This is a genomic window from Acidovorax sp., assembly GCF_046291265.1.
GTDB lineage: Bacteria > Pseudomonadota > Gammaproteobacteria > Burkholderiales > Burkholderiaceae_C > Acidovorax.
Genome location: NZ_JBKBTV010000005.1, coordinates 108,390 through 129,836, shown reverse-complemented (window position 1 = coordinate 129,836; position 21,447 = coordinate 108,390). Strand labels below are relative to the sequence as shown.

General features: G+C 63.4%; 16 protein-coding genes. 10 read left to right on the top strand and 6 right to left on the bottom strand.

Going from position 1 to position 21,447, the window contains the following annotated elements; genetic code table 11:
* Positions 1–1,524 (bottom strand): M48 family metalloprotease (locus ACK41V_RS03770; RefSeq protein ID WP_409778008.1); only part of this gene is annotated, 1,524 nt, incomplete at its 3' end.
* 75 nt (positions 1,525–1,599) lie between these two features.
* Between ACK41V_RS03770 and ACK41V_RS03765 the strand changes: the two genes are divergently transcribed.
* Positions 1,600–1,860 carry a DUF1653 domain-containing protein gene (locus ACK41V_RS03765; RefSeq protein ID WP_409778005.1) on the top strand — a complete coding sequence of 87 codons (261 nt, stop codon included), beginning with the start codon at positions 1,600–1,602 and terminating at the stop codon, positions 1,858–1,860.
* Positions 1,861–1,940: 80 nt separating this feature from the next.
* Here ACK41V_RS03765 and purN read toward each other — a convergent pair whose 3' ends face one another.
* Positions 1,941–2,522, bottom strand: a complete 582-nt coding sequence (purN, locus tag ACK41V_RS03760; RefSeq protein WP_409778003.1) for a phosphoribosylglycinamide formyltransferase — start codon at positions 2,520–2,522, stop codon at positions 1,941–1,943.
* A gap of 23 nt (positions 2,523–2,545) precedes the next feature.
* Between purN and ACK41V_RS03755 the strand changes: the two genes are divergently transcribed.
* The 4 genes from ACK41V_RS03755 (at position 2,546) to ACK41V_RS03740 (ending at position 7,083) form a co-directional block, all read left to right on the top strand.
* Positions 2,546–3,253 carry a YceH family protein gene (locus ACK41V_RS03755; protein ID WP_409778001.1) on the top strand — a complete coding sequence of 236 codons (708 nt, stop codon included), beginning with the start codon at positions 2,546–2,548 and terminating at the stop codon, positions 3,251–3,253.
* 47 nt (positions 3,254–3,300) lie between these two features.
* Positions 3,301–4,482 carry an acyl-CoA dehydrogenase family protein gene (locus tag ACK41V_RS03750; protein WP_409777998.1) on the top strand — a complete coding sequence of 394 codons (1,182 nt, stop codon included), beginning with the start codon at positions 3,301–3,303 and terminating at the stop codon, positions 4,480–4,482.
* Positions 4,483–4,494: 12 nt separating this feature from the next.
* Positions 4,495–5,610 carry an acyl-CoA dehydrogenase family protein gene (locus tag ACK41V_RS03745; protein ID WP_409777996.1) on the top strand — a complete coding sequence of 372 codons (1,116 nt, stop codon included), beginning with the start codon at positions 4,495–4,497 and terminating at the stop codon, positions 5,608–5,610.
* Positions 5,611–5,688: 78 nt separating this feature from the next.
* A complete protein-coding gene (locus ACK41V_RS03740; protein ID WP_409777993.1) occupies positions 5,689–7,083 on the top strand; it encodes an alpha/beta fold hydrolase in 1,395 nt (464 codons plus the stop codon).
* Positions 7,084–7,164: 81 nt separating this feature from the next.
* On the opposite strand, the gene ACK41V_RS03735 is transcribed toward ACK41V_RS03740, so the two are convergent.
* The 3 genes from ACK41V_RS03735 to ACK41V_RS03725 form a co-directional block, all read right to left on the bottom strand.
* Positions 7,165–7,785: a DUF3617 domain-containing protein gene (locus tag ACK41V_RS03735; protein ID WP_409777991.1), complete on the bottom strand. Its 621-nt coding sequence runs from the start codon at positions 7,783–7,785 to the stop codon at positions 7,165–7,167.
* A 154-nt stretch (positions 7,786–7,939) separates the two neighbouring features.
* Positions 7,940–10,975: an IPTL-CTERM sorting domain-containing protein gene (locus tag ACK41V_RS03730; RefSeq protein ID WP_409777988.1), complete on the bottom strand. Its 3,036-nt coding sequence runs from the start codon at positions 10,973–10,975 to the stop codon at positions 7,940–7,942.
* Positions 10,976–11,337: 362 nt separating this feature from the next.
* Complete coding sequence (locus tag ACK41V_RS03725; protein WP_409777985.1) at positions 11,338–12,018, bottom strand: response regulator transcription factor; 681 nt, start codon at positions 12,016–12,018, stop codon at positions 11,338–11,340.
* Positions 12,019–12,141: 123 nt separating this feature from the next.
* Between ACK41V_RS03725 and ACK41V_RS03720 the strand changes: the two genes are divergently transcribed.
* Complete coding sequence (locus tag ACK41V_RS03720) at positions 12,142–14,157, top strand: ATP-binding protein (RefSeq protein ID WP_409777982.1); 2,016 nt, start codon at positions 12,142–12,144, stop codon at positions 14,155–14,157.
* 231 nt (positions 14,158–14,388) lie between these two features.
* Positions 14,389–15,699: a tetratricopeptide repeat protein gene (locus tag ACK41V_RS03715; RefSeq protein ID WP_409777980.1), complete on the top strand. Its 1,311-nt coding sequence runs from the start codon at positions 14,389–14,391 to the stop codon at positions 15,697–15,699.
* Between the two features lie 117 nt (positions 15,700–15,816).
* On the opposite strand, the gene ACK41V_RS03710 is transcribed toward ACK41V_RS03715, so the two are convergent.
* Positions 15,817–16,374, bottom strand: coding sequence for an HNH endonuclease (locus tag ACK41V_RS03710; RefSeq protein ID WP_409777977.1), 558 nt, complete (start codon positions 16,372–16,374; stop codon positions 15,817–15,819).
* 168 nt (positions 16,375–16,542) lie between these two features.
* Between ACK41V_RS03710 and ACK41V_RS03705 the strand changes: the two genes are divergently transcribed.
* The 3 genes from ACK41V_RS03705 to lspA all read left to right on the top strand — a co-directional run bounded on the left by ACK41V_RS03705 (position 16,543) and on the right by lspA (position 21,182).
* Positions 16,543–17,592 (top strand): bifunctional riboflavin kinase/FAD synthetase, encoded by a 1,050-nt coding sequence (locus ACK41V_RS03705; RefSeq protein ID WP_409777974.1) that lies wholly within the window; start codon positions 16,543–16,545, stop codon positions 17,590–17,592.
* A 110-nt stretch (positions 17,593–17,702) separates the two neighbouring features.
* On the top strand, positions 17,703–20,672 hold the full coding sequence (gene ileS, locus ACK41V_RS03700) for an isoleucine--tRNA ligase (protein ID WP_409777971.1): 2,970 nt from the start codon (positions 17,703–17,705) through the stop codon (positions 20,670–20,672).
* Positions 20,673–21,182 carry a signal peptidase II gene (gene lspA / locus ACK41V_RS03695; protein WP_409777968.1) on the top strand — a complete coding sequence of 170 codons (510 nt, stop codon included), beginning with the start codon at positions 20,673–20,675 and terminating at the stop codon, positions 21,180–21,182.
* The last annotated feature ends 265 nt before the right edge of the window (positions 21,183–21,447 follow it).

The window sequence follows — 21,447 nt, the reverse complement described above, 5'->3', positions numbered from 1 at the left end:
TTCCCACGCCCGCTCTTCGGACTCTTGCGCGCGCTCCAGTCGCTTGCGCCACTGCTTGAAGGCCGCCGCATCGTGGTCCATGCCCATGCGGGGTGTCTCCAGCTCGGCCAGTGCGGTCCGCGCGGCCCAGTAGCGGTCGTTGCTTCCCGCATCCCACACCCGGTGCAGCAGCAAGAGCTTGCCATCCCGGTCATCCTCCGGCAGGCAGGTCACCAGCCCGCGCAGGGCTTCAGGGTGCTCTGGACTGCGCTCCAGCGCCATTGCGTAAAGCGCGCGCACATCGGCGTGGGGGTCGAGGTGGCGTTTGAGGCGGGCCAGTTCTACCAGCTCGGCAGCACTGCTCTGGGCTGTTGATGCCGCCAGGGCCTCCGCCCGTGCGCGCACCCGGACCAACCACGCGTGGTGCTGCTTCCACTCCGATGCGTTGTCGCGGCACCATTGTTTGTCGAAATGTTTGACCCAGCGCTTGGCCTCATCGCCCAGCAGGGCCAGGGCGTTGCCACGCGACCACTCGGGCAAGGTGGGTGTGGCGTCCAGCGCTTCAATGCGGTCGCGCAAGCCCGGATGGGTATCGTCCACACTGCTCAGACGTTTGAGCGCCTGGCGCAGCGCATCGTTGGCAAACGCTGCGTCCGGGGCAAGGGCCAAATAACGCCGCATGCTGCGATAGGGCCCCACCGGCAGCGGGTTGCCAGCGGCCGCACACCAGTGGTTGCCCCAGAACTCGGCGTGCAGCGATGCACCCCGGATGTCGATCTCGGCCAGCGCAGCGGCCATCACATCGCGGCCCAGCAGCTTTCCCGCGATGCGGTCGGCCTCGTATTCGTCTTGGCGCGCCAGTGCAAAAGTCTTGGCCGAAAAGCGCGGAAAGTACCACCGCATGAACGCCTGCGTGGCGGCCGCCACCGGGCCTTCGTCGTCGGCCAGGCTGTGGTTCAGGCGCATCCATGACAGGCGAGTGCGGTAGATCCAGGCGGCAAACCGGCCATGGTCGCCGCGCAGGTGGCCATATTCGTGCGTCAGCACGGCCAGAAAGCGCGGTCGGTCGAGCGCCATCAGCAAAGGCAGGCCAATGCTCAGGTGGTTGACGGCGCCGCCCAGCAGTCCGTACTTGGGGAGCTGTTGGATGCTGGCATTGAACTCGTCGTTCAGCGTGACCTTGTGGATCGAGGGGCCCTTGATCTTGCGGCGAATGCGCTCCAGGGCCTCAAACAGCTCCGGTGCCTCCAGCGCGGTGATCTCCACACCGTCGGGCTCGTCAAACCGAACCCAGAGCGCCCGCAGGCTCACCCACAACAAGCCCGCAGCGCCCAGCAGCAGCCACACCATGGCAAACCGAAAGCGCCCCTGGAGCACCTGCGGCACGACCCACAGCAGAATGCCGACCGCCAGCCCCAGGCAGCCCAGCACCCACGCATAGCCCAGCGCCGCAAACGCGGCGACACTGCGGCGGTACGCACGGCTGTTGTCGGCACTGGCATGCTCGCTCATGCGCACCATGTGCACAAAATCTGCCTGATCCACGGGCGCCTCTCCCTCTGGGTTGATTTTTATCAGCCGCCATCCTAACCACTCACACCCCCCTTACCTCCTTACCCCATGACCGACGACGACCTGCCCGCCCTCATCCGCACCCCACCCGGCCTGTACCGCCACTACAAGGGAATGCTCTACGAGGTGATCGACACCGTGCGCCACAGCGAAACGCTGGAGCCCATGACGCTGTACCGCGCGCTCTACGGCCAGCGGGGCCTGTGGGTGCGCCCGGCCGCCATGTTTGAAGAGCAGGTGGTCATCGACGGCGTGCTGCGGCCACGGTTCGAGAAATGCGCCGAGGATGTCGCACCCTCAGAAAACTAAGTAAAAACAGGCTCTAGCGCTTATATATTAAGCGCTAATAGCTATAATTTTTATAGCAAATGAGTTGCAGGGCGCCGTGCTTAGAGCGTCTGCACCAAGGCGCGAACGGCACGCGGGTAGATCACATGTTCCTGTGTAAGCACGCGGGCGGCCAAAGTGTCTGCCGTGTCACCGGGCAACACCGGCACCACCGCCTGGTCCAGGATAGGGCCCACGTCCAGCTCGGCCGTCACCTGGTGCACCGTCACTCCCGCAAACTTGCAGCCCGCATCAATGGCGCGCTGGTGCGTGTGCAGCCCCGTGAACGCGGGCAGCAGCGAGGGATGGATGTTAATAAGCCGCCCGGCGTAATGCGCCACAAACCCGGGCGTCAGAATGCGCATGAACCCGGCCAGCACCACCAGTGCGGGCTGGTGGCGGTCGATGGTGGCTGCCAGCTCGGCATCAAAGGTCTCGCGACTGGCGAAGGCCTTGTGGTCCAGCGCCTCGGCGGCAACGCCCTGCTCCCGAGCAAACACCAGCCCAGCGGCATCCGGTTTGTTGCTGATCACGGCGGCCACGCGAGCGCCGTAGCGGTGCTCCCAGTGCTCCTGTTGTGCGGTGCGGACGATGGTGGCCATGTTCGAGCCGCCGCCAGAGATCAGAATGACGATGTTCTTCATATTTGCACCGGATTATCCCAGCCATGCCCTTCGATCCAGCCACCCGCCCCCTCACCCCCCACGAAGCCCGCGTGCTCGCCACGCTGATGGAGAAGGCCCGCACCGTGCCCGACAGCTACCCGATGTCGCTCAACGGCCTGCTCACCGGCTGCAACCAGAAAACCAGCCGCGACCCGGTGATGAACCTCAGCGACGCCGAGGCGCAGGAGGCACTGGATTCGCTCAAGCTGCTGACCCTGGCGTTTGAGAGCAGCGGCAACCGCACCACACGCTGGGAGCACAACTTTCAGCGTGGCGTGGGTGTACCGGAGCAATCGGCTGTTTTGCTCGGCCTGCTGATCTTGCGCGGCCCACAAACCGCGGGCGAGCTGCGCATCAATTCCGAGCGCTGGTACCGGTTTGCCGATATTTCATCGGTCGAAGGCTTTCTGGACGAACTGCAGGAGCGCAGCGCTGAAAAAGGCGGCCCGCTGGTCGTGCAGTTGCCCCGCGCACCCGGGGCGCGCGAGCAGCGCTGGGCGCACCTGATGTGTGGCCCGGTGGACACCAGCGTCGGCACGCCCGCCGCAAGCCACGGTGGGGGCGGCAGCGGTGCTTTGGTCGCACTGCAGGCCCGTGTGGATGCGCTGGAAGCGGACGTGGCCAGCCTCCGAGCCACCGTGCAGCGGCTTTGCTCCGAACTGGGAATCTCCCCCAACACCGACCCCATGTCGCCACCCGGACAGGAATAAAACGAACGACCGTGCTACAAATGCGGGATCACTTGGAGACAAACCGCATGGATCTCGCATTCACCCCCGAAGAGCAGGCCTTCCGCGAAGAAGTTCGCGCCTGGGTTCACGCCAATCTGCCCCAGGAAATCTCGCACAAAGTGCACAACGCCCTGCGCCTGACCCGTGCAGACATGCAGGGCTGGGCCAAGATTCTGGGCAAAAAAGGCTGGCTCGGTTTTGGCTGGGCCAAAGAATTTGGCGGCCCCGGCTGGACCGCCGTGCAAAAGCACCTGTTCGAAGAAGAATGCGCGCTGGCTGGCGCACCGCGCATCATCCCGTTCGGCCCCGTGATGGTGGCCCCGGTGATCATGGCGTTTGGCAATGCCGAGCAACAAAAGCGCTTCCTGCCCGGCATCGCCAGCGGTGAGGTGTGGTGGAGCCAGGGCTACAGCGAACCCGGCTCGGGCTCGGACCTGGCCTCGGTCAAGACCCGCGCCGAGCGCGTGGGCGACAAGTACATCGTCAACGGCCAAAAGACCTGGACGACGCTGGGCCAGTACGGCGACTGGATGTTCAATCTCGTGCGCACCAGCACCGAGGGCAAGCCGCAGACCGGCATCTCCTTCCTGCTGCTCGACATGAAGTCGCCCGGCGTGACCGTGCGCCCCATCAAGCTGCTCGACGGTGAGTGCGAGGTCAACGAAGTTTTCTTCGACAACGTCGAAGTGCCTGCCGAGAACCTGATCGGCGAAGAGAACAAGGGCTGGACCTACGCCAAGCACCTGCTGAGCCACGAGCGCACCAACATCGCCGACGTGAACCGCAGCAAGCGCGAGCTGGAGCGTTTGAAGCGCATCGCCAAAGCCGAAGGCATGTGGGACGACCTGCGCTTCCGGGATCAGATTGCGCTGCTCGAAGTGGACATCGTGGCCCTCGAAATGATGGTGCTGCGCGTGCTGTCCGCCGAGAAAACAGGCAAGAACTCGCTCGACATCGCGGGCCTGCTCAAGATCAAGGGCAGCGAGATCCAGCAGCGTTACGCCGAGCTGATGATGCTGGCCGCTGGCCCCTTTGCCATGCCCTTCATCGAAGAGGCCATGGAGGCGGGCTGGCAGGGCGACTTCCCCGGCGGCGTCACAGCCAACGCGCCACTGGCGTCCACTTACTTCAACCTGCGCAAGACCACCATTTACGGTGGGTCGAACGAAGTGCAGCGCAATATCGTGGCCCAGACGGTCCTCGGCTAAGGAGACAAGAACATGGATTTCGATTTTTCTGACGACCAGGAACAACTGCGCGACGCTGTGCGCAAGTGGGTGGACAAGGGCTACACGTTCGAGCGCCGCCGCACCGCCGTGGCCGCCGGTGGTTTTGACCGCGCCGCGTGGAACGAACTGGCCGAGCTGGGCCTGACCGCTCTGACCGTGCCCGAAGCGCACGACGGCATGGGCCAGGGCGCCATCGACGCCATGGTGGTGGCCGAGGAATTGGGCCGTGGCATGGTGCTGGAACCCATCGCCCAGGCCTTCATGGCCAGCAGCGTGCTGACCCACTACGCACCGGCCGACGTGCAATCGGCCTGGCTGCCCCGGGTCGCCAGTGGCGAAGCCCTGGTGGTGCTGGCCCAGCAGGAGCGCAAGGCACGCTACCGCCTGGACGTTTGCGAGGCAAAAGCGGCCCCGGCGCAATCGGGTCATACGGTAACAGCTATCAAAAGCGTAGTGGCTGCCGGTGACAAGGCCGATGCGTTCATCGTGCCTGCGCAGCTCGACGGCCAAATCGCCCTCTTCCTAGTGGAACGCACCGCCACGGGCGTGACAACGCAGGGCTACGTCACGCAGGACGGCAGCCGCGCCGCCGAGCTGAAGTTCACCAACGCCCCCGCCACGCTCCTCACCACCGACGGCCTGGCCGCGCTGGAACTGGCGGTGGACACCGGTATCGCCGCCACCTGCGCCGAAGCCGTGGGTGTGATGGACAAGACTGTGGCCATCACGGTCGAATACATGAACCAGCGCAAGCAGTTTGGCGTGTTCATCGCCAGCTTCCAGGCCCTGCGCCACCGCGTGGCCGACATGAAGATGCAGCTGGAGTTGGCCCGCTCGATGAGCTACTACGCCAGCCTCAAGCTGGGCGCCCCCGCTGCCGAACGCCGCGCCGCCATGGCCCGCGCCAAGGTGCAGCTGGGCCAGTCGATGCGCTTTGTGGGCCAGCAGGCCGTGCAATTGCATGGCGGCATCGGCGTGACCGACGAGTACATCGTGAGCCACTATTTCAAGAAGCTCACGCAACTGGAAGTGACCTTTGGCGACACGCTGCACCACCTGGGTGAAGTGTCGAACCGCATGCAGGACACTGCGGGCGTGTTTGCCTGACGCAGCCATGTAACTCTTGCGTGCCATGCTCGTGGATTCACCGGTCCACGGGCATTTTTTCTTTTCGGAGACACCCTCATGAACAACACGTTCTGGCTGCAACGCCGCTCCTTCCTGCTGGCAACCGCTGCAGCAGCCTCCTTGACCCTGGCTGGCTGCGCCACCCGCAGCCCCAGCTTGGCCGAGGCCCCGCCCATCGTCTTTGTGCATGGCAACGGCGACACCGCCGCGCTGTGGCAGACCACCGTGTGGCGCTTCGAATCGAACGGCTGGCCCCGCGAGCGCCTGCACGCCATCGACGTGCCCTACCCGCTCTCACGCGACGACGATGCCAAGCCCCAACCGGGCCGCACGTCGGCGGCAGAGCACATGGCGTACCTGAAGGCCGAGGTGGACAAGGTGCTCAAGGCCACGGGCGCGAGCCAGGTGGTGCTGGTGGGCAACTCACGCGGGGGCAATGCCATCCGCAACTACATCTACAACGGCGGCGGTGACAAGACGGTGAGCCATGCCATTCTGGGTGGCACGCCCAATCACGGCGTGTGGGCGATTCCCGGTTTCCGCGAAGGCAACGAGTTCTCGGGCACCGGCCCGTTCCTCACGGCGCTGAACGCCCCCAAGAACGCCGCAGGCGACGAAGTGAGCGGCCCCGTCAAATGGATGACCGTTCGATCGGACAACAACGACAAGTTTGCGCAGCCCGATGGCCTGTGGATCGGCCAGAAAGGCAAGCCCACCAACGTGACGGCTGCCGGGCCCGAACTCAAAGGTGCCGTCAATGTGGTGATTCCGCGCATCGACCACCGCGAAACCTCCTACTCACCCGCAGCGTTCGAGACCACCTACCGCTTCATCACCGGCAAGGCACCGCAGGCCACCACCATCGCGGCAGAAAAACAAGTGGTGCTGAACGGCAAAATCACCGGCTTAGGCGTAGACCCCACAGACGCCAAGACGGGCAGCTTCAGCAACAACCTGCCGCTGCCGGGCGCGCAGCTGGAGGTGTATGCCACCGACCCCACCACGGGCGCCCGCACAGGCAATGCCTTGCTGCGCAAAACCGTGGGAGCAGATGGCCAATGGGGGCCACTGGCCGTCGCCACCGGGTCCCCCACCGAGTTCGTGATCACCGCACCGGGCTACGCCACCACCCATATCTACCGCAGCGGCTTTCCACGCAGCAGCAACCTCATCCACCTGCGCGCAGAGCGCATTGCGGATGCCGACAAGACTGCCGAGTCCATCGTGACACTGACCCGCCCGCGTGGCTACCTGGACCCAGCGCGCGACAAGATGCTGCTGGATGGTGCGGCGCCTGTTGGCGTGCCAGAAGGTGCAGGCGCTGCCAGCGCCAAGATCAAGCCCACCGGCGGCGTGCGCCCCATTGCGGCAGAGTTCAACGGCGAACGCGTCACCGGCCAGACCTGGCCTGCGGCACAAGGGCGGGTGGTGATGCTGGAGATCAGCCAGTAGACAGGTACTTGCTACGTTGCGTCGGTCGGGGCCGTGGCCTCGCGACGCGGCGGCTGCAAAGGCGCAGCCACCATCCCTCGGTCAGTGCTTGTGTCCTTCATGGCTATGTCCATGATGTTCAGCGCGCTTGCGGTCGTCCACCACGTTCACTGTCACGCCGTTGGGCAAGACCATGTCGCCCGGCTTCTGGCTTGCTGAGCATGCTCCCAGCCAACGGCCCTCAAACACCATGCGGCCCGTGTTGTGCAAGGGTGTCTTGGGGTAGGTGACTTTGTAGGTGCCGCTGTAGGCGGACTGCAGATCGCCCAGTAGTTCCATTTGCGCGTTCAAGCGGTTCTCGTGGACATAACACACGGTGGTGATGCTGTAGCCCGCCCCCTTGGGGCGCCGCTCGACCTTGAGATCATGGCAGTCGTCCTGGCCGGGCATGATGGAAGTCAGCATCACCGGCTCCGCCTCGGCGCTGGTGCATTGCCGTACCGTCAGCGGTCGTTGTGGCGCCTGCCCCGCCCGCTTCAAGACCAGATCGTCGCTGCGCACCGTGACCTCCCACAAGCCGCTTTTGCGTGCAGGCAGTGAAGATTTTTTTGCGGCCGGTTGCGCCTTGGCCGACTGTCCGGCGATGGGGGCTGACTCGTGCGCGGCACTGTGTGCTGCCGTCAACGCGACGCACAGCGCAAGGACGCTATTTCTGTACTGCATGCTTCCCCCAACATTTACTTCAAAAATGATAGCTGCTAGCGCTTTAAGGATAAGCGCTAGAGGCCAATTTTATTAAAAAAACCAGCGATGCCATCGGCATCACTGGTTTCTGGGCCAGAGCACAAAGGCCCTGGTGTTGGACTTGTCAGCCCACTCAAATCATCTGACGACGACGCATGCCGATCATGCCCAGGCCCATCAAGGCCGACAGGATGATCAGGCCCCACTCGCTCAGCGTGGGGATGGAAGCCACTTGCCCGGCCCCCGCGCCAGCAAACGCAAAGGCCACCGCACATGCCGCCGTCGCATTGGTCACCGTGTAGGTGTAGGGCGCCGTGGCGCTCAAAGTGCCCGTGCAGGTGGACCCTGCCACCACCCGGGGAACCGAGCCCACCGTGGTGGGCGTGAGGGTCCAGACCCGTGTATCGCCTATCGCCAATACGGTTTCACCGGCAGCGTTCTGGCCGGGTGTGGTCACCGTGCCGTTGCCGCCCGGCACCGTCGCCGTCACCGTGATGGCGTTGGCAGCAGCGACGAACTTCACTTGCACGCCGCAGTCCGCCAGCGCGTTGCTGACCGTGAACTGGTTGCCATTGCGCAAACCAGTACAGGTGCCACCGAACACGGGCACGCTGCCGCCGCCAGGCGTAGCGGTGAAGGTCTGGCCACCGCCCCGTGCCACGGTCGTGGTGCCAATGGGGGTGATGGTGCCGGTGCCGCTGGTCACCGAAGAGGTGATGTTCACGGCCTGATTGGTGAACGACACGCTGAAAGCACAGTTGGCGTTGACCGGGGACACGGTATAGGCATTGCCCACCACCGTTCCCGGGCAGTTGCCCGTCACCAGGGGATAAAAACCTGCCGCTGGCGTGAAGTTGTAGGTGCGCGATCCGCCACGTGCCAGGTTGATGGTGCCCGTGGTGTCGATGCTGCCGTTGCCGCCCGAAACGGACGATGTCACCGTCACCGGATCGTTGGTGAACGATGCGATCACCGTGCAGTCGGCGGTCTCGTTGGTCACCGTGTAGGTGTTGGCAGCGATGTCCTGGGTGCCCTTGCAGGTGCCACCCACCACGGCCGAGTAGCCAGCGCTCGGTGTCAGGGTATAGACCGTGTTGTTCGCCCCAGGGACCAGCGGACCCGTTACGCCCAATGGGCTGATGGTGCCATTGCCGCCCACCACCGACGAGGTCTCTTCAAAGGAGAACGCCACGGTGAAACCGCAGTTGGCATTGACCGGGTTGACGGTGTACGTGTTGGGAGAAACGCCCGTGTTCAGCACGCCCGTACACGCCGTACCCGAAGCCGGGGGCAGAACGTAGGTCGTCTTGCCCGCATTGGGGGTGATGTCGAAGACCGTCGAAGTGCCTTCTTCCACCTGCCGGGGTGCGGACGATGTCATGGTGCCACCGGGCAGCAGCGTGGGCGTCACGATGTGGGCGCGAGCGAATTCGGCCGTGGCCGTCACGTCTGCGCCGCCCACGGTGATCACGCACACATTGCCGCTGAGGGTGGTGCAACCGGTCCAACCCTTGAAGACCGAGCCTGCCTGGGCCACGGGCGTCAGACGCACCTCATCGCCCTGCGCCACCGACTGCGTCGTGCCCGCCGCGCCACACGCGGCGCCCGCGTTACCGCAGGCCAAGCCGCTGGGCACCGCCAGGATGTGCCCCGTACCGGCGCCGGTGGTGTTGGCTGTTACGTTGCGCAGCGTGCCCACGGAGGTGTTCATGCCAGTCGTGTTGTTGGCGGACTGGGTGTCCTGCGTACCTGCTGGAGGCGTCGCCGTCACGACCGTATTGGCAGGGGTACCTGCGCCAGTGAGCGTGCCGCCCGTGTACGTGTAGACGAGGCTCTGACCGGGGGGCAGATCGGCCGTGTTGGTGGCGATGGGGCCGACACCACTGTTGGTGGCGCCACAACTGGCGGTGCTGCCGACAGGCACAGCGCAAGTCCAGTTGCCGCCGGTCACACCGGTCAGCGTCTGGTTGACGTTGGCGCCTGTGACGCCCGAGCTGCTGTGGTTGGTTACCGTCACCGTGTAGACCGGAGTGTCAGCAGGTGCATAAGAGGACTGGCCACCATTGGCCACGGTCACACCCAAGTCTGTGGTTGGAGTGACCGCGGGCACGATGTTCGTCTTGATCAGCGGGCCGATGAACGGGCTGGCCGTGTCAGAACGCACGTCGTAGTCACCGTTGTTGATGACTGCATTGGCGCCCGACGTAGCCGCGCCCGCTGGCACGGTAAACGAAACGTTGAAGCTTCCGCTCTGGCCATCGTTGAGCAGGCCGCTGCTGCCCACCTCACACTCCAGATAGTCTGACCGCGGCGAGACGCCGGTGTGCGGCCCCGTGCAGGATGCTGGCCAGGAGCCCGGCACGAACGTGGTGAACAGGCCGTCTTCTGTCTTCGGTGCAGCCACTCGCACTTTGGACCCCAGCGCAATCACGCCACTGTTGTTGGCGTAGTTGTAGGTATAGGTGATCTGTTCACTTGGCTTGGCGGTAGATGGTCCGGTCGCTGTAATGGCCAAACCCGGCATGAAGGCACCCACAGCGTCCATGTAGACACGTGCTTCGTGCTGTGCAGCACTTGGCTCACAGTTGGAGGCGTAGATGATGAGAATGACCTGATCGCCCACGTCCAACTGGCCATTGCCCGGTGCAATGTCAAAGCCCTGCCAATCCGTGTATTTGTAGCTGCCCACCGACTGCGTCTGCCAAGGTACGCCGGACTGGTTGGCGTAGTTGTACGTGTGAAACATCACCTTGTTCTTGGTGATGTTGCGCACCTCCACGTAGAAGTAGGGCTGTTCCGTGGGGCCATGTCCCCCATCCACCAGAACCGGTGCCATACCAAAGCGGATGTGAACCTTGTTATCCACCGGGTCCACATCAGCTACCGTCATCGTGGCCGTTTGCTCGATGGAGGATGCCCGGCGCGATCCCTGATCGTTGAGCTTGAAAGCATTGTTGCCCCAGCGCGGGGCCGTCAGCGTGCCCGGGTTGGTGGACGGCACATTAAAAACGGGGGTGGTGACGATGGCACTGGCGCCATTGCCAATCGCTGCACCGCTCAGCCCCAACTGCCCCAGCGTAATGCCGGTGGTGGGATCGGGCACGGGGGGAGACACAGGAAGCACGGCGCTTCGGGTGTAGGTGCGATGCGTCCAGCCGGTCGGGGGCATGGTGTTGTTGTCTTCAAATCCGCCGTTGGCAAATCCTGCATGCGCCAGCGGTGACCCCAGAAGAGATCCCCCGACTGCCATGACACATAAGCCGCGCTGGCATTGCCGGGCCAAGCCCTGCATCACCTTCCGTATATTGATCGTTTTCAACACATTCCCCCTCTTAGTAGATTCACAGCCAACAACCTCGCGGTTGCGGCGCTTACAGCACACACAGCACCACTACGCGCCGCTACCTGGCACACAGGCAAAGCACACCCCTACCCGCGACCACGAGGTCGCTGGTTCAGCATTCAGTTGAGGTAGGTTCAACGGAGCGCACCGCATCGGAACTGCCGATGGGCGCCCACGCAGGCATCAGGTCAAGTGACGAATACAAGCCCTTTGCCAAACACCGCACGCACCGGCAAAGCGGTGCCTGTGGTTTCCAGGGTTTTGCGGCGCAGCCGGGTCAGCTGCGACTCGATGCGATGAAAACCGTCTTCCGCCTCGTCGGCGCCCACGGCTTCAGTCAGTACCTGCTTGGTGACCATTACTCCTGGGGTAACCATGAGGCAGCCCAGCAACTCCAGTTCACGGCTGGTGAGATCGACAAACCGTTGATTGGGGGCAACAAGCCGGGACGCAGCCTGATCCAGCCGCCAAGGCGCCAGTGCGTCACCCTGCGCCGCACGTGGCGCGATGTGGCGAAGTTGTGAGCGGATGCCTGCCGTCAACTCCTGCATGTCGACGGGCTTGACGAAATACTGCAGCGCCCCTGCGTCCAGGCCCGCAATGCGGCTGTCCAGATCTGCTCTTGCGGTCATGAGCACCGTAGGGACGCCCTGTGCGGCCAGCCGGGTCACCAGACTCAACCCGTCTTCTCCGGGCAGGCCTATGTCCACCACCACCAGATCGGCGCGATCCCGCAGCAATCGGACGTAGAACTCCTCCGCAGAGTCGGCGCCCCACGCCTTGAAACCGGAACATTCAAGATATCGACACACATTGCCGCGAATGTCTTCGTCGTCTTCCACTACGGAGATGATGAATTCAGGAGACATGAAAATTAGAGGGCGGAAACGGCAGGAGAAACATTTCGATACCGACTATTCTCTCAGTGCCCCAACGAGCCAGCCATGCACGAACACTCACGAATACTCACGTTACAGGCAGGCCGCCGGTGCATGCTCGCGCTGCGATACCTGTTGCTGCTGTGCATTGCGCTGCTTGCTCAGATGGCCTCCGCTGAACCCACCGCACGACCCACCGCCGCTTCGCAGATGCTGGGCTGGGACGTTGCCACGCAAAGGCTGGATGATCCTGCCGGGCAATGGACACCAGACGAGGTGATGGCAGCCACAGCCCCCACCGCCGCCTGGCAGAACATGCGCCATGCCCTGAATGCGGGCTATCTCCAACAGGTGGTGTGGCTCAGGTTCACCGTGCCTCGGACAGCCTCCGACGGAGGCCCAGCCTGGCTGCTGGGTGAGCCCACTTATCTCGACGCGGTCACGCTGTACCAGCGTGACGAAATGAGTGGGGCGTGGCTGGCGCAGCGAAGCGGAGACTACGTTCCCGCTCACGACAAAGCCCCGGTGCGGCAGCATCTGTTTCGCCTGGAACCGGGCAAGCTGGCCCTCGTCCGCATCCAGACGACCAGTGCAATGCAATTCAGGGGCGAGATTTTTTCGAACGCCCAAGCACTGGGCGCCCAGCTTGCAGCCACCGAGAGAACAATGGGGCTGTACTTCGGTGCGATGACGGCATTGCTGCTGGCGATATGGGCCGCTGCCGGGATATTCCGCACCCAGAACTTCTATGCACTGGCGGTGCTGGGCACGGTCAGCGCACTGCATGTGTTCAATGTGCGTGGTTATGCCAGCTTGTGGGCTACGGAATCGTGGACGGTCTGGGCAAGCCATGCGGTGGGCATCGGAGCGTTTGGCTTGGCTGCCACCCTGGCCTGGCAAATACGGGAACAGCTGACACGCAATACGCCCTACCGCCGTTTAGACCGCATTCTGCTTGCGCTGGTCACTGTTAACCTTCTGGGCGTTGCGAGCGTGCCTCTGGGGTTCTACGCGTCGGTGGCATGGGTCAATCTGGTATCGCTGGTCGGCAGCGACATCATTGCAGTCGCCCTTTGTGTGAATGCTCTGCGCCTGCGCCAACGCCGCGCTCAACATGCGCTGTTGCTGACGGCCTACGGAGCCCACCTGGTGGGCGGCATACCGACCACTGCCGTCATGACCGGTTTGGCACACTGGAATCTCGATGTCACCAGCATTTGGCAGTTTCAAATCCTCATCTTCACCAGTCTGATTGCCAGTGCCGTGTTCGTTGGCCTGGTGTTGCGCTACCGCCAGTCAGAAGTTTCCAAGGACAAGGCGATAGAGCGTCTGGCGCAATCAGAGCATGCGCTGGAAGGAAGAATCGAACAGCGCACGCAGGAGCTATCGCTGGCCCAGACGTGGCTGAAGCGGGCGCTGGACAGCGAACGAGACCTGCGCCACGAACAGCGGCAGTTCTTCCACATGATCAGCCACGAATTCCGCACCCCTTTGGCAGTTGTCGACAGCGCGGCAGCCGAACAGCAGAGTTTCCCGTCCCCAGACCTGGCCACACAGACAGACCGCGCCAAACAAATCCGAAGGGCCTGCCGACGGCTGACCTCCTTGGTGGACAGCTGCCTCATCAGTGAGCGCCTCGACTCAGCGGGGTTCACGCTGCACGCAGCACCCGCCAACGTGGCGGCACTGCTGGAACATGCCGCGCAGCTGGTGCATTGGTCTCCCCGCCACCAGCTGCATCTCTTCTCGGAGTCAGCCCCTGAGGAGTGGGTCTGCGACCAGACACTGGTGCGGATTGCGCTGTCGAACCTGGTGGACAACGCTGTGAAATATGCGTCCGCTGGCGAAATATTCATCGCAGCGCACAAGAACGATGCGGGCATGCTGGAAATATCCGTTGCGGACGAAGGATCGGGCATGTCACTGGAAGTAATGAGCCGGATCTTTCAGCAGTTTGAGCAGGGTGACCGCACCGATCAAAGCAAGGGCTTCGGGTTGGGCCTTTGGGTCAGCCGCCGGGTGGCTCGGTTGCATGGGGGCGATATCACTGTGGAATCCCAGCCAGACCACGGTGCATGCTTCACGCTGACCTTGGCGCCTCAGCGGCTGAGCGCCAGCGGTGGAATTTGAAAAGAAATCGCCCGTTCCGCACCTTGTTGCAGCGACATGCAGGCTCTGACGAGAGCCTGCTTCAACCGGGCCGTTCGTCCATAGAGATACACGAACGGAGGTGTGCGGTCTGGGGCCCGGGGGGCACCTCTGCGAATCCTGGATAATCTCCTGCTCTATCTTTACAGCATCTGGCTCATTGAGCCAAGCAGACCGCGCAGCGGTCCATTTGCTTGCAACCATCCAGCACTTATGAGCGCTACAGCGACCGACCCCAACCTCAAGCACCTGACCAAGGCCCGTGAACAGATCGCCAAGGGCGACCTCAAAAACGCCGCCCTCACGCTCAACAAAGCCAATGCCCAGTGGCCCCAGGACCCGCGCGTTTTCATGCTGGGTGGACTGTTGGCAGAAAAGGCGGGCAATGTGAAGGGAGCTTTTGAAGCCCTGCGCAAATCCGTCTCGCTGGCTCCAGACTGGGGCCCGGGTTTGCTGGAGCTGGCCTTGCTGCTGGCCCGGCAGAACCAGTTCAAGGAAGCCGTCGAAACCGCTGAAAAAGTGGCTTTGATCGAGCCCCAGAACCTGCAAGTATTGGCCGGTGTGGTGGATATCGCCCACCGCGCAGGACACTCTGAAATGGCCATCCGTCATCTGCGCCGTGGCCTGCAGCTGGTGCCTGGCGATGTGATGCTGCGGCGCCTGTTGGCACGCGATCTGAGCGAGCTGGGCCAGCATGAAGGGTCGCTGGCACTGTGGGCCGCGCTGATCGAAGAAAATCCGACCGATTCCCAGTCGCTGGTGGGTCGTGTCCAGGCGTGCATTGCCGCGGGCAAACCCACCGATGCCGAAAAGGACACCACTGCCCTGCTGCAGCTGGCGCCCGACGATGCGGTCTACCAATACTACGCACAGCTTGCGCGCGGCGAAACGCCTGCACAGCAGCCCGCCGAACTGATGCGCCCGTTGTTCGACGGAATGGCCGAGTTCTACGACATGCACATGGTGCGCAGCCTGAAGTACCAGCTGCCCAAGCAGGTCGCGGACAAAATCATTGCCCGCCATCCCGACAAGAAGCTCAATGTGCTGGACCTCGGTTGTGGCACCGGACTGCTGGGGGTGTGCCTGGGTCGCCTGGATGGCGCGCTGATCGGTGTCGATCTGTCCATGAAGATGGTCGAGCAGGCTGCCCGCCACAACGTGTACGACCGCTTCCACACGGTCAACCTGCACGACGCCCTGCGTGAAACGCCCGATGGGCTCTATCAGGTGATCGCTGCGCTGGACGTGTTCATCTACGCAGGCGATCTGACCGATGCCGTGCCCAACGCGTACCGCGTTCTTGCAGCGGACGGGATGCTGATCTTCTCCTGTGAGACTGCCAGCGAAGCAGGGCCAGATCTGGTGCTTCTGCCCGCCGGGCGCTACGCACACAAACGCAGCCACATCGAAGCGCTGTGCAAGGCTGCCGGTTTTGACTCGGTGGACGTTGAAGAAACCGTGCTGCGCCACGAAAACAACCTGCCGGTGCATGGTTTTGTGGTTAACGCACACAAGCCTGCGTAATCAATCACGCAACCCCCCGGGGCGGCTCTCTCACTGAGCCCTCCGTGCGTTGTCGGGCCGAAAGGCGCTCCTTGGCGAGGAGCCCTGTCGAGACGCCCAGCACGGCGGCTTTCCCCCTCACGCCACTAAGCGCGACGACTTGGGCACGTGGGCCATCAAAAAGTCCATCTGGTCGGCCAATATCCGCCGGTTGCGCAAAATAAAGTCTTCCCACAGGCTGGGCACATACGGGGTGTAGAGCAGCGGCATGTGCGCCTGCTCTGGTGTGCGGGGGCCCTTGCGGTGGTTGCAGGGGCGGCAGGCGGTGACCACGTTCATCCAGTGGTCCTGGCCGTTGCGCGCAAACGGCACGATGTGTTCGCGCGTCAGGTCTTCTTCGTGAAAATGGCCGCCGCAGTAGGCGCACACATTGCGGTCGCGCGCAAAGAGTTTGCTGTTGGTGAGGCTGGGTTTCAGCTCAAACGGGTTGATGCTGGGCACGCCCTTGGTGCCGATGATGCTGTTGATGGAGATGACCGACTGCTCGCCCGTGATGGCGTTGTGCCCGCCACGGAACCGGGCAATGTGGCCGCCGGATTCCCAGCGCACCTCACCCGCGGCGTAATGAATGACCGCTTGTTCGAGCGAAATCCACGATTGGGGCAGCCCTTGGGCCGACAGCTTCAAGACCTTCAAAACACGCCTCCTGGAACAAAAAGTACACAAGGATTCGGAACGCAGATGTCTCGCGGACTGCCCTGCGCTGGGCAGTCCGTGGGTCACAATATACTCCGTTTTCATGACAAATTGGCGTCTTGCGCTTGATGTACCTGCGCATGCTGCTATCAAAAAGATAACAAACCGATGAAGATCTTTCGCGGATTCCACCACCCCGGCATCGCTGGCGCCTGCGCGCTGACCATCGGCAACTTCGACGGCGTGCACCGGGGGCACCAGGCCATGCTGGCTTTGCTGAACAGCGAGGCGGCTCACCGGGGCGTGGAAAGCTGTGTGCTCACGTTTGAGCCCCATCCGCGCGACTACTTTGCAGGCGCGCACCACAAACCCGACCTCGCGCCCGCACGCATCGGCACGCTGCGCGACAAGCTGACCGAACTGGCGCGCTGCGGCGTGCAGCAGACCGTGGTGCTACCGTTTGACGCCAAGCTGGCTGCGCAGTCGCCTGAAGCGTTCATCGACGAGGTGCTGTTGAAGGGGCTAGGCACAAAGTACGTACTGGTGGGCGACGACTTCCGCTTTGGCCGCCAGCGCGCGGGCGACTACGCCATGCTGGACGCGGCGGGGCAGGCCAAAGGCTTTGATGTCGCGCGCATGAACAGCTATGAGGTACACGGCCTCAGGGTTTCCAGTTCTGCCGTGCGCCAGGCCCTGGCGGCAGGCGACATGGAAGCCGCAGCGCGACTGCTGGGACGGCCCTACACCATCAGCGGTCACGTCGTCCATGGCCGCAAACTGGGACGCGAACTGGGTGCCACCGCAGCCGGTGCAGGCAACGGCTTTCGCACCCTGAACCTGCGTTTTGCGCACTGGAAGCCCGCCGCCAGCGGCATCTTTGCGGTGCTGGTGCATGGTCTCTCTGACACCCCGCTGCCAGGCGTGGCCAACCTGGGCGTGCGCCCCTCGCTGGACCCGAATGACGTCAACGGCGGCCGCGTGCTGCTGGAGACCCATTGCCTGCAGTGGCCTGCCGATCTGGGGCCCGAAGGGGCGTACGGTAAAATCGTGCGCGTGGAACTACTGCACAAACTGCACGACGAGCTGAAATACGACGGTCTGGATGCCCTGACGGTGGGCATTGCCAAAGACTGCGCCGACGCGCGTGCCTACTTTGCTTCGGCCCAGGCACCCAACCACACAGAAACCCGGCGCCAGACCACCCGCGACCGAATTTGAGGGGGGCTGCTTTTCGCAGCGCCCGCCTGGCGGGCCCGTCATCCTTCGCGCTCCCACCCCGCTCTTGCTCTGGGCCTTGCCCCGGAATGCCCTGTTTTTAAGGCTCCCTCATGTCCGACGACAACGCCAGCACCCCCACCACAGCCTCCGCAGCGCCCCCTGCCACGGACTACCGCAGCACGCTGAACCTGCCCGACACCCCTTTCCCCATGCGTGGCGACCTGCCCAAGCGCGAGCCGGGCTGGGTCAAGGAGTGGGACGACAAAGGCATCTACAAACGGCTGCGCGACGCACGCCGGGGTGCCCCCAAGTTCATCCTGCACGATGGCCCACCGTACGCAAACGGCCAGATCCACATGGGCCATGCGGTCAACAAGATCCTGAAGGACATGATCACCAAGGCGCGCCAGCTCGAAGGCTTTGACGCGCTGTACGTGCCCGGCTGGGACTGCCACGGCCTGCCGATCGAGAACGCCATTGAAAAGAAACACGGCCGCAAACTGTCGCGCGACGACATGCAGGCCAAAAGCCGCGCGTTTGCCACCGAACAGATCGCACAGCAAATGGGCGACTTCCAGCGCCTCGGTGTGCTGGGCGAATGGGACAACCCGTACAAGACCATGAACCCGGCCAACGAGGCGGGCGAGATCCGTGCGTTCAAGCGCGTGATCGAGCGCGGTTTTGTGTACCGGGGCCTCAAGCCGGTCTACTGGTGTTTTGACTGCGGATCATCACTGGCCGAGTTTGAGATCGAGTACCAGGACAAAGGCAGCACGACGCTGGACGTGGCGTTCAAATCCCACGACCAGGCCCAGCTGGCAGCCGCCTTTGGCCTGCCCGCGCTGACCAAAGAAACCTTCGTGGTCATCTGGACCACCACCGCCTGGACCATCCCCGCCAATCAGGCGCTGAACCTGAACCCCGAAATCACCTACGCACTGGTCGATGCGGGCGAGCGCATCCTGCTCGTGGCCGAGCCACTGGTCGCTTCTTGCCTGGAGCGCTATGGCCTGGCAGGCAGCGTGATCGCCACCACGCTGGGCAAAAACCTGGGCGGCCTGGAGTTTGAACACCCGCTGTACGACGTAGCGAGTGAAGATGGAAGCTTTGGCTACCAACGCCTGTCCCCCGTCTACCTGGCCGACTACGCCACGGCCGACGATGGCACCGGGATCGTGCACTCGTCGCCCGCCTACGGGCTGGAGGATTTCAACTCCTGCGTGTCCCACGGCCTGGCGCTGGACGACATCCTGAACCCCGTGCAGGGCAACGGCACCTACGCGGCCGACTTCCCCCTGTTCGGCGGCCAGCACATCTGGAAGGCCATCCCCGTCGTCATCGAGGCGCTGCGCAACGCGGGCCGCCTGATGACCACCAAGGACATCACCCACAGCTACCCACACTGCTGGCGCCACAAGACGCCGGTGATCTACCGCGCAGCCGCGCAGTGGTTCATCCGCATGGACGAAGGCGAAGGCGTGTTCACCAAGGCCGGCGAAAAGCCCGCCAAGACGCTGCGCCAGATCGCTCTGGACGCCATCGAACACACCAGCTTCTACCCCGAAAACGGCAAGACCCGCCTGCACGACATGATCGCCGGGCGTCCCGACTGGTGCATCTCGCGCCAGCGCAGCTGGGGCGTGCCCATCCCGTTCTTTTTGCACAAGGATTCGGGCGAGCTGCACCCACGCACTATGGAAATCATGGACCAGGCCGCCGCAATCGTCGAGAAGGGCGGCATCGAGGCCTGGAGCCGCGTGACGCCTGAAGAGATCCTGGGCGCCGAGGACGCGGCCTGCTACACCAAGAGCACCGACATCCTCGAAGTGTGGTTCGACTCGGGTTCCACCTTCAGCCATGTGCTGCGTGGCACGCACCCCAACGTGCACCACGACACCGGCCCCGAGGCCGACCTGTACCTGGAAGGCCACGACCAGCACCGCGGCTGGTTCCACAGCTCGCTGCTCTTGGCATCGGCGCTCGAAGGCCGCGCGCCCTACCGAGGCCTGCTGACCCACGGCTTCACCGTGGACAGCCAGGGCCGCAAGATGAGCAAGTCGCTGGGCAACGGCATCGACCCGCAGGAGATCAACAAGAAGCTGGGCGCCGAAATCATCCGCCTGTGGGTGGCCGCCAGCGACTACTCGGGCGACATCGCGGGCGACGAGAAGATCCTGGCGCGCGTGGTGGACGCCTACCGCCGCATCCGCAACACGCTGCGCTTTTTGCTGGCCAACGTGAGCGATTTCGACCCGGCCACCGATGCGGTGCCGTTCGACCAGATGCTGGAGATCGACCGCTACGCGCTCACACGCGCGGCCGAGTTCCAGGCGGAGGTGCTTGCGCACTACAAGGTGTACGAGTTCCACCCCGTGGTGGCCAAGCTGCAGCTGTACTGCTCGGAAGACCTGGGAGGTTTCTATCTGGATGTGCTGAAAGACCGCCTGTACACCACGGCGCCCAAGAGCCTGGCACGCCGCAGTGCCCAAACCGCGCTGTACCAGATCACCCACGGCATGCTGCGCTGGATGGCACCGTTCCTGTCGTTCACGGCCGAAGAGGCATGGAAGGTGTTCGGCAAATCCGACTCGATCTTCCTGGAAACCTACGGTTCCATCGCCGGGGCCGACGAAGGCTTGCTGGCCAAGTGGTCGCGCCTGCGCGAGATCCGCGACGTGGTGAACAAGGAGATCGAAGTGCTGCGCGCCGACGGCAAAGTTGGATCTTCGCTTCAAACTGAGGTCTGTCTTTGGGCAGACAAACAGGTATACCAGGACTTGGCTTCGCTCAATGATGAGCTTAAGTTTGTGTTGATCGTGTCAAACGCCGTAGTACGCACCTACGAAGCCGGCGAAGTTGCAGCCGCTGGAGCTTCCCCCCCACGACAGATGGGTGGGCTGTCAATCGGCTCCGTTGATATTGGACTGCTGGCCTCAAAAGTTACTCAAACTTTGGCCACCAAATGCGAGCGCTGCTGGCACTACCGCAGCGATGTGGGCCACGATGCCGCGCACCCCACCATTTGTGGCCGCTGCACCAGCAACCTGCATGGCGCAGGCGAACAACGGGCGTTTGCATAAATGGCGCGCTCGTCCTCCTCCGCGTTTGGGCGCTCGGGCGCCAGCATGTGGCCCTGGCTGGCGTGGGCGGTGGTCATCCTGATCGCCGACCAGGTCACCAAGTCCCTGATCCTCAACCACTACCGGCTCGGCGACTCCACGTTCATCACGAGCTTCTTCAACATCGTGCGGGCGCACAACACGGGTGCGGCGTTTTCGTTCCTGTCGGACGCGGGCGGCTGGCAGCGCTGGCTGTTCACCGGCATTGGTGCGGTGGCCACGATTTTTATCGTGTGGCAACTGCGCGCCCATCCGGGGCAAAAGCTGTTCTGCTTTTCGCTGGCCAGCATTCTGGGTGGCGCCATCGGCAACGTGGTGGACCGGCTGATGCACGGCTACGTGGTGGATTTTCTGGATTTCCATGTCAGCGGCTGGCACTTTCCGGCCTTCAACGTGGCGGACTCAGCGATCACGCTGGGGGCGGTGTGTCTGATCCTCGACGAACTGCTGCGCGTGCGGCGCGAGCGCTGACTGCCACTGCTTGTTGGCACCCAGCTCCCTGCAACAGCCCGCCCCGTGCGGGCTGTTTGTTTTTGGAGCACCGCGCAAACGGTGACAAACGGCGGCAAACGGCGGCAAAACGCCCGAGCGCACCCAGTAGCGACATGGGCATCCCCGCGGCTGGGCAGAATCAGGAGTATGCTTATGTGTCAATTTTGTGACAAATGATCCGGGTGCCGCAGTTTTTTATCTGCGTGCTCTTCATCCCGGAAGCCGCGCAGCCTCCGCCACGCCT

Excerpts from the sequence above, each read along its gene's own strand:
- ACK41V_RS03750 (WP_409777998.1), top strand. The coding sequence starts at position 3,301 with ATGGATCTCGCATTCACCCCCGAAGAGCAGGCCTTCCGCGAAGAAGTT.
- ACK41V_RS03735 (WP_409777991.1), bottom strand. The coding sequence starts at position 7,785 with ATGCAGTACAGAAATAGCGTCCTTGCGCTGTGCGTCGCGTTGACGGCA.
- ACK41V_RS03725 (WP_409777985.1), bottom strand. The coding sequence starts at position 12,018 with ATGTCTCCTGAATTCATCATCTCCGTAGTGGAAGACGACGAAGACATT.
- purN (WP_409778003.1), bottom strand. The coding sequence starts at position 2,522 with ATGAAGAACATCGTCATTCTGATCTCTGGCGGCGGCTCGAACATGGCC.
- lspA (WP_409777968.1), top strand. The coding sequence starts at position 20,673 with ATGGCGCGCTCGTCCTCCTCCGCGTTTGGGCGCTCGGGCGCCAGCATG.
- ACK41V_RS03705 (WP_409777974.1), top strand. The coding sequence starts at position 16,543 with ATGAAGATCTTTCGCGGATTCCACCACCCCGGCATCGCTGGCGCCTGC.
- ACK41V_RS03730 (WP_409777988.1), bottom strand. The coding sequence starts at position 10,975 with ATGCCCCCGACCGGCTGGACGCATCGCACCTACACCCGAAGCGCCGTG.
- ACK41V_RS03755 (WP_409778001.1), top strand. The coding sequence starts at position 2,546 with ATGCCCTTCGATCCAGCCACCCGCCCCCTCACCCCCCACGAAGCCCGC.
- ACK41V_RS03720 (WP_409777982.1), top strand. The coding sequence starts at position 12,142 with ATGCTCGCGCTGCGATACCTGTTGCTGCTGTGCATTGCGCTGCTTGCT.
- ACK41V_RS03745 (WP_409777996.1), top strand. The coding sequence starts at position 4,495 with ATGGATTTCGATTTTTCTGACGACCAGGAACAACTGCGCGACGCTGTG.
- ACK41V_RS03740 (WP_409777993.1), top strand. The coding sequence starts at position 5,689 with ATGAACAACACGTTCTGGCTGCAACGCCGCTCCTTCCTGCTGGCAACC.
- ileS (WP_409777971.1), top strand. The coding sequence starts at position 17,703 with ATGTCCGACGACAACGCCAGCACCCCCACCACAGCCTCCGCAGCGCCC.
- ACK41V_RS03715 (WP_409777980.1), top strand. The coding sequence starts at position 14,389 with ATGAGCGCTACAGCGACCGACCCCAACCTCAAGCACCTGACCAAGGCC.
- ACK41V_RS03765 (WP_409778005.1), top strand. The coding sequence starts at position 1,600 with ATGACCGACGACGACCTGCCCGCCCTCATCCGCACCCCACCCGGCCTG.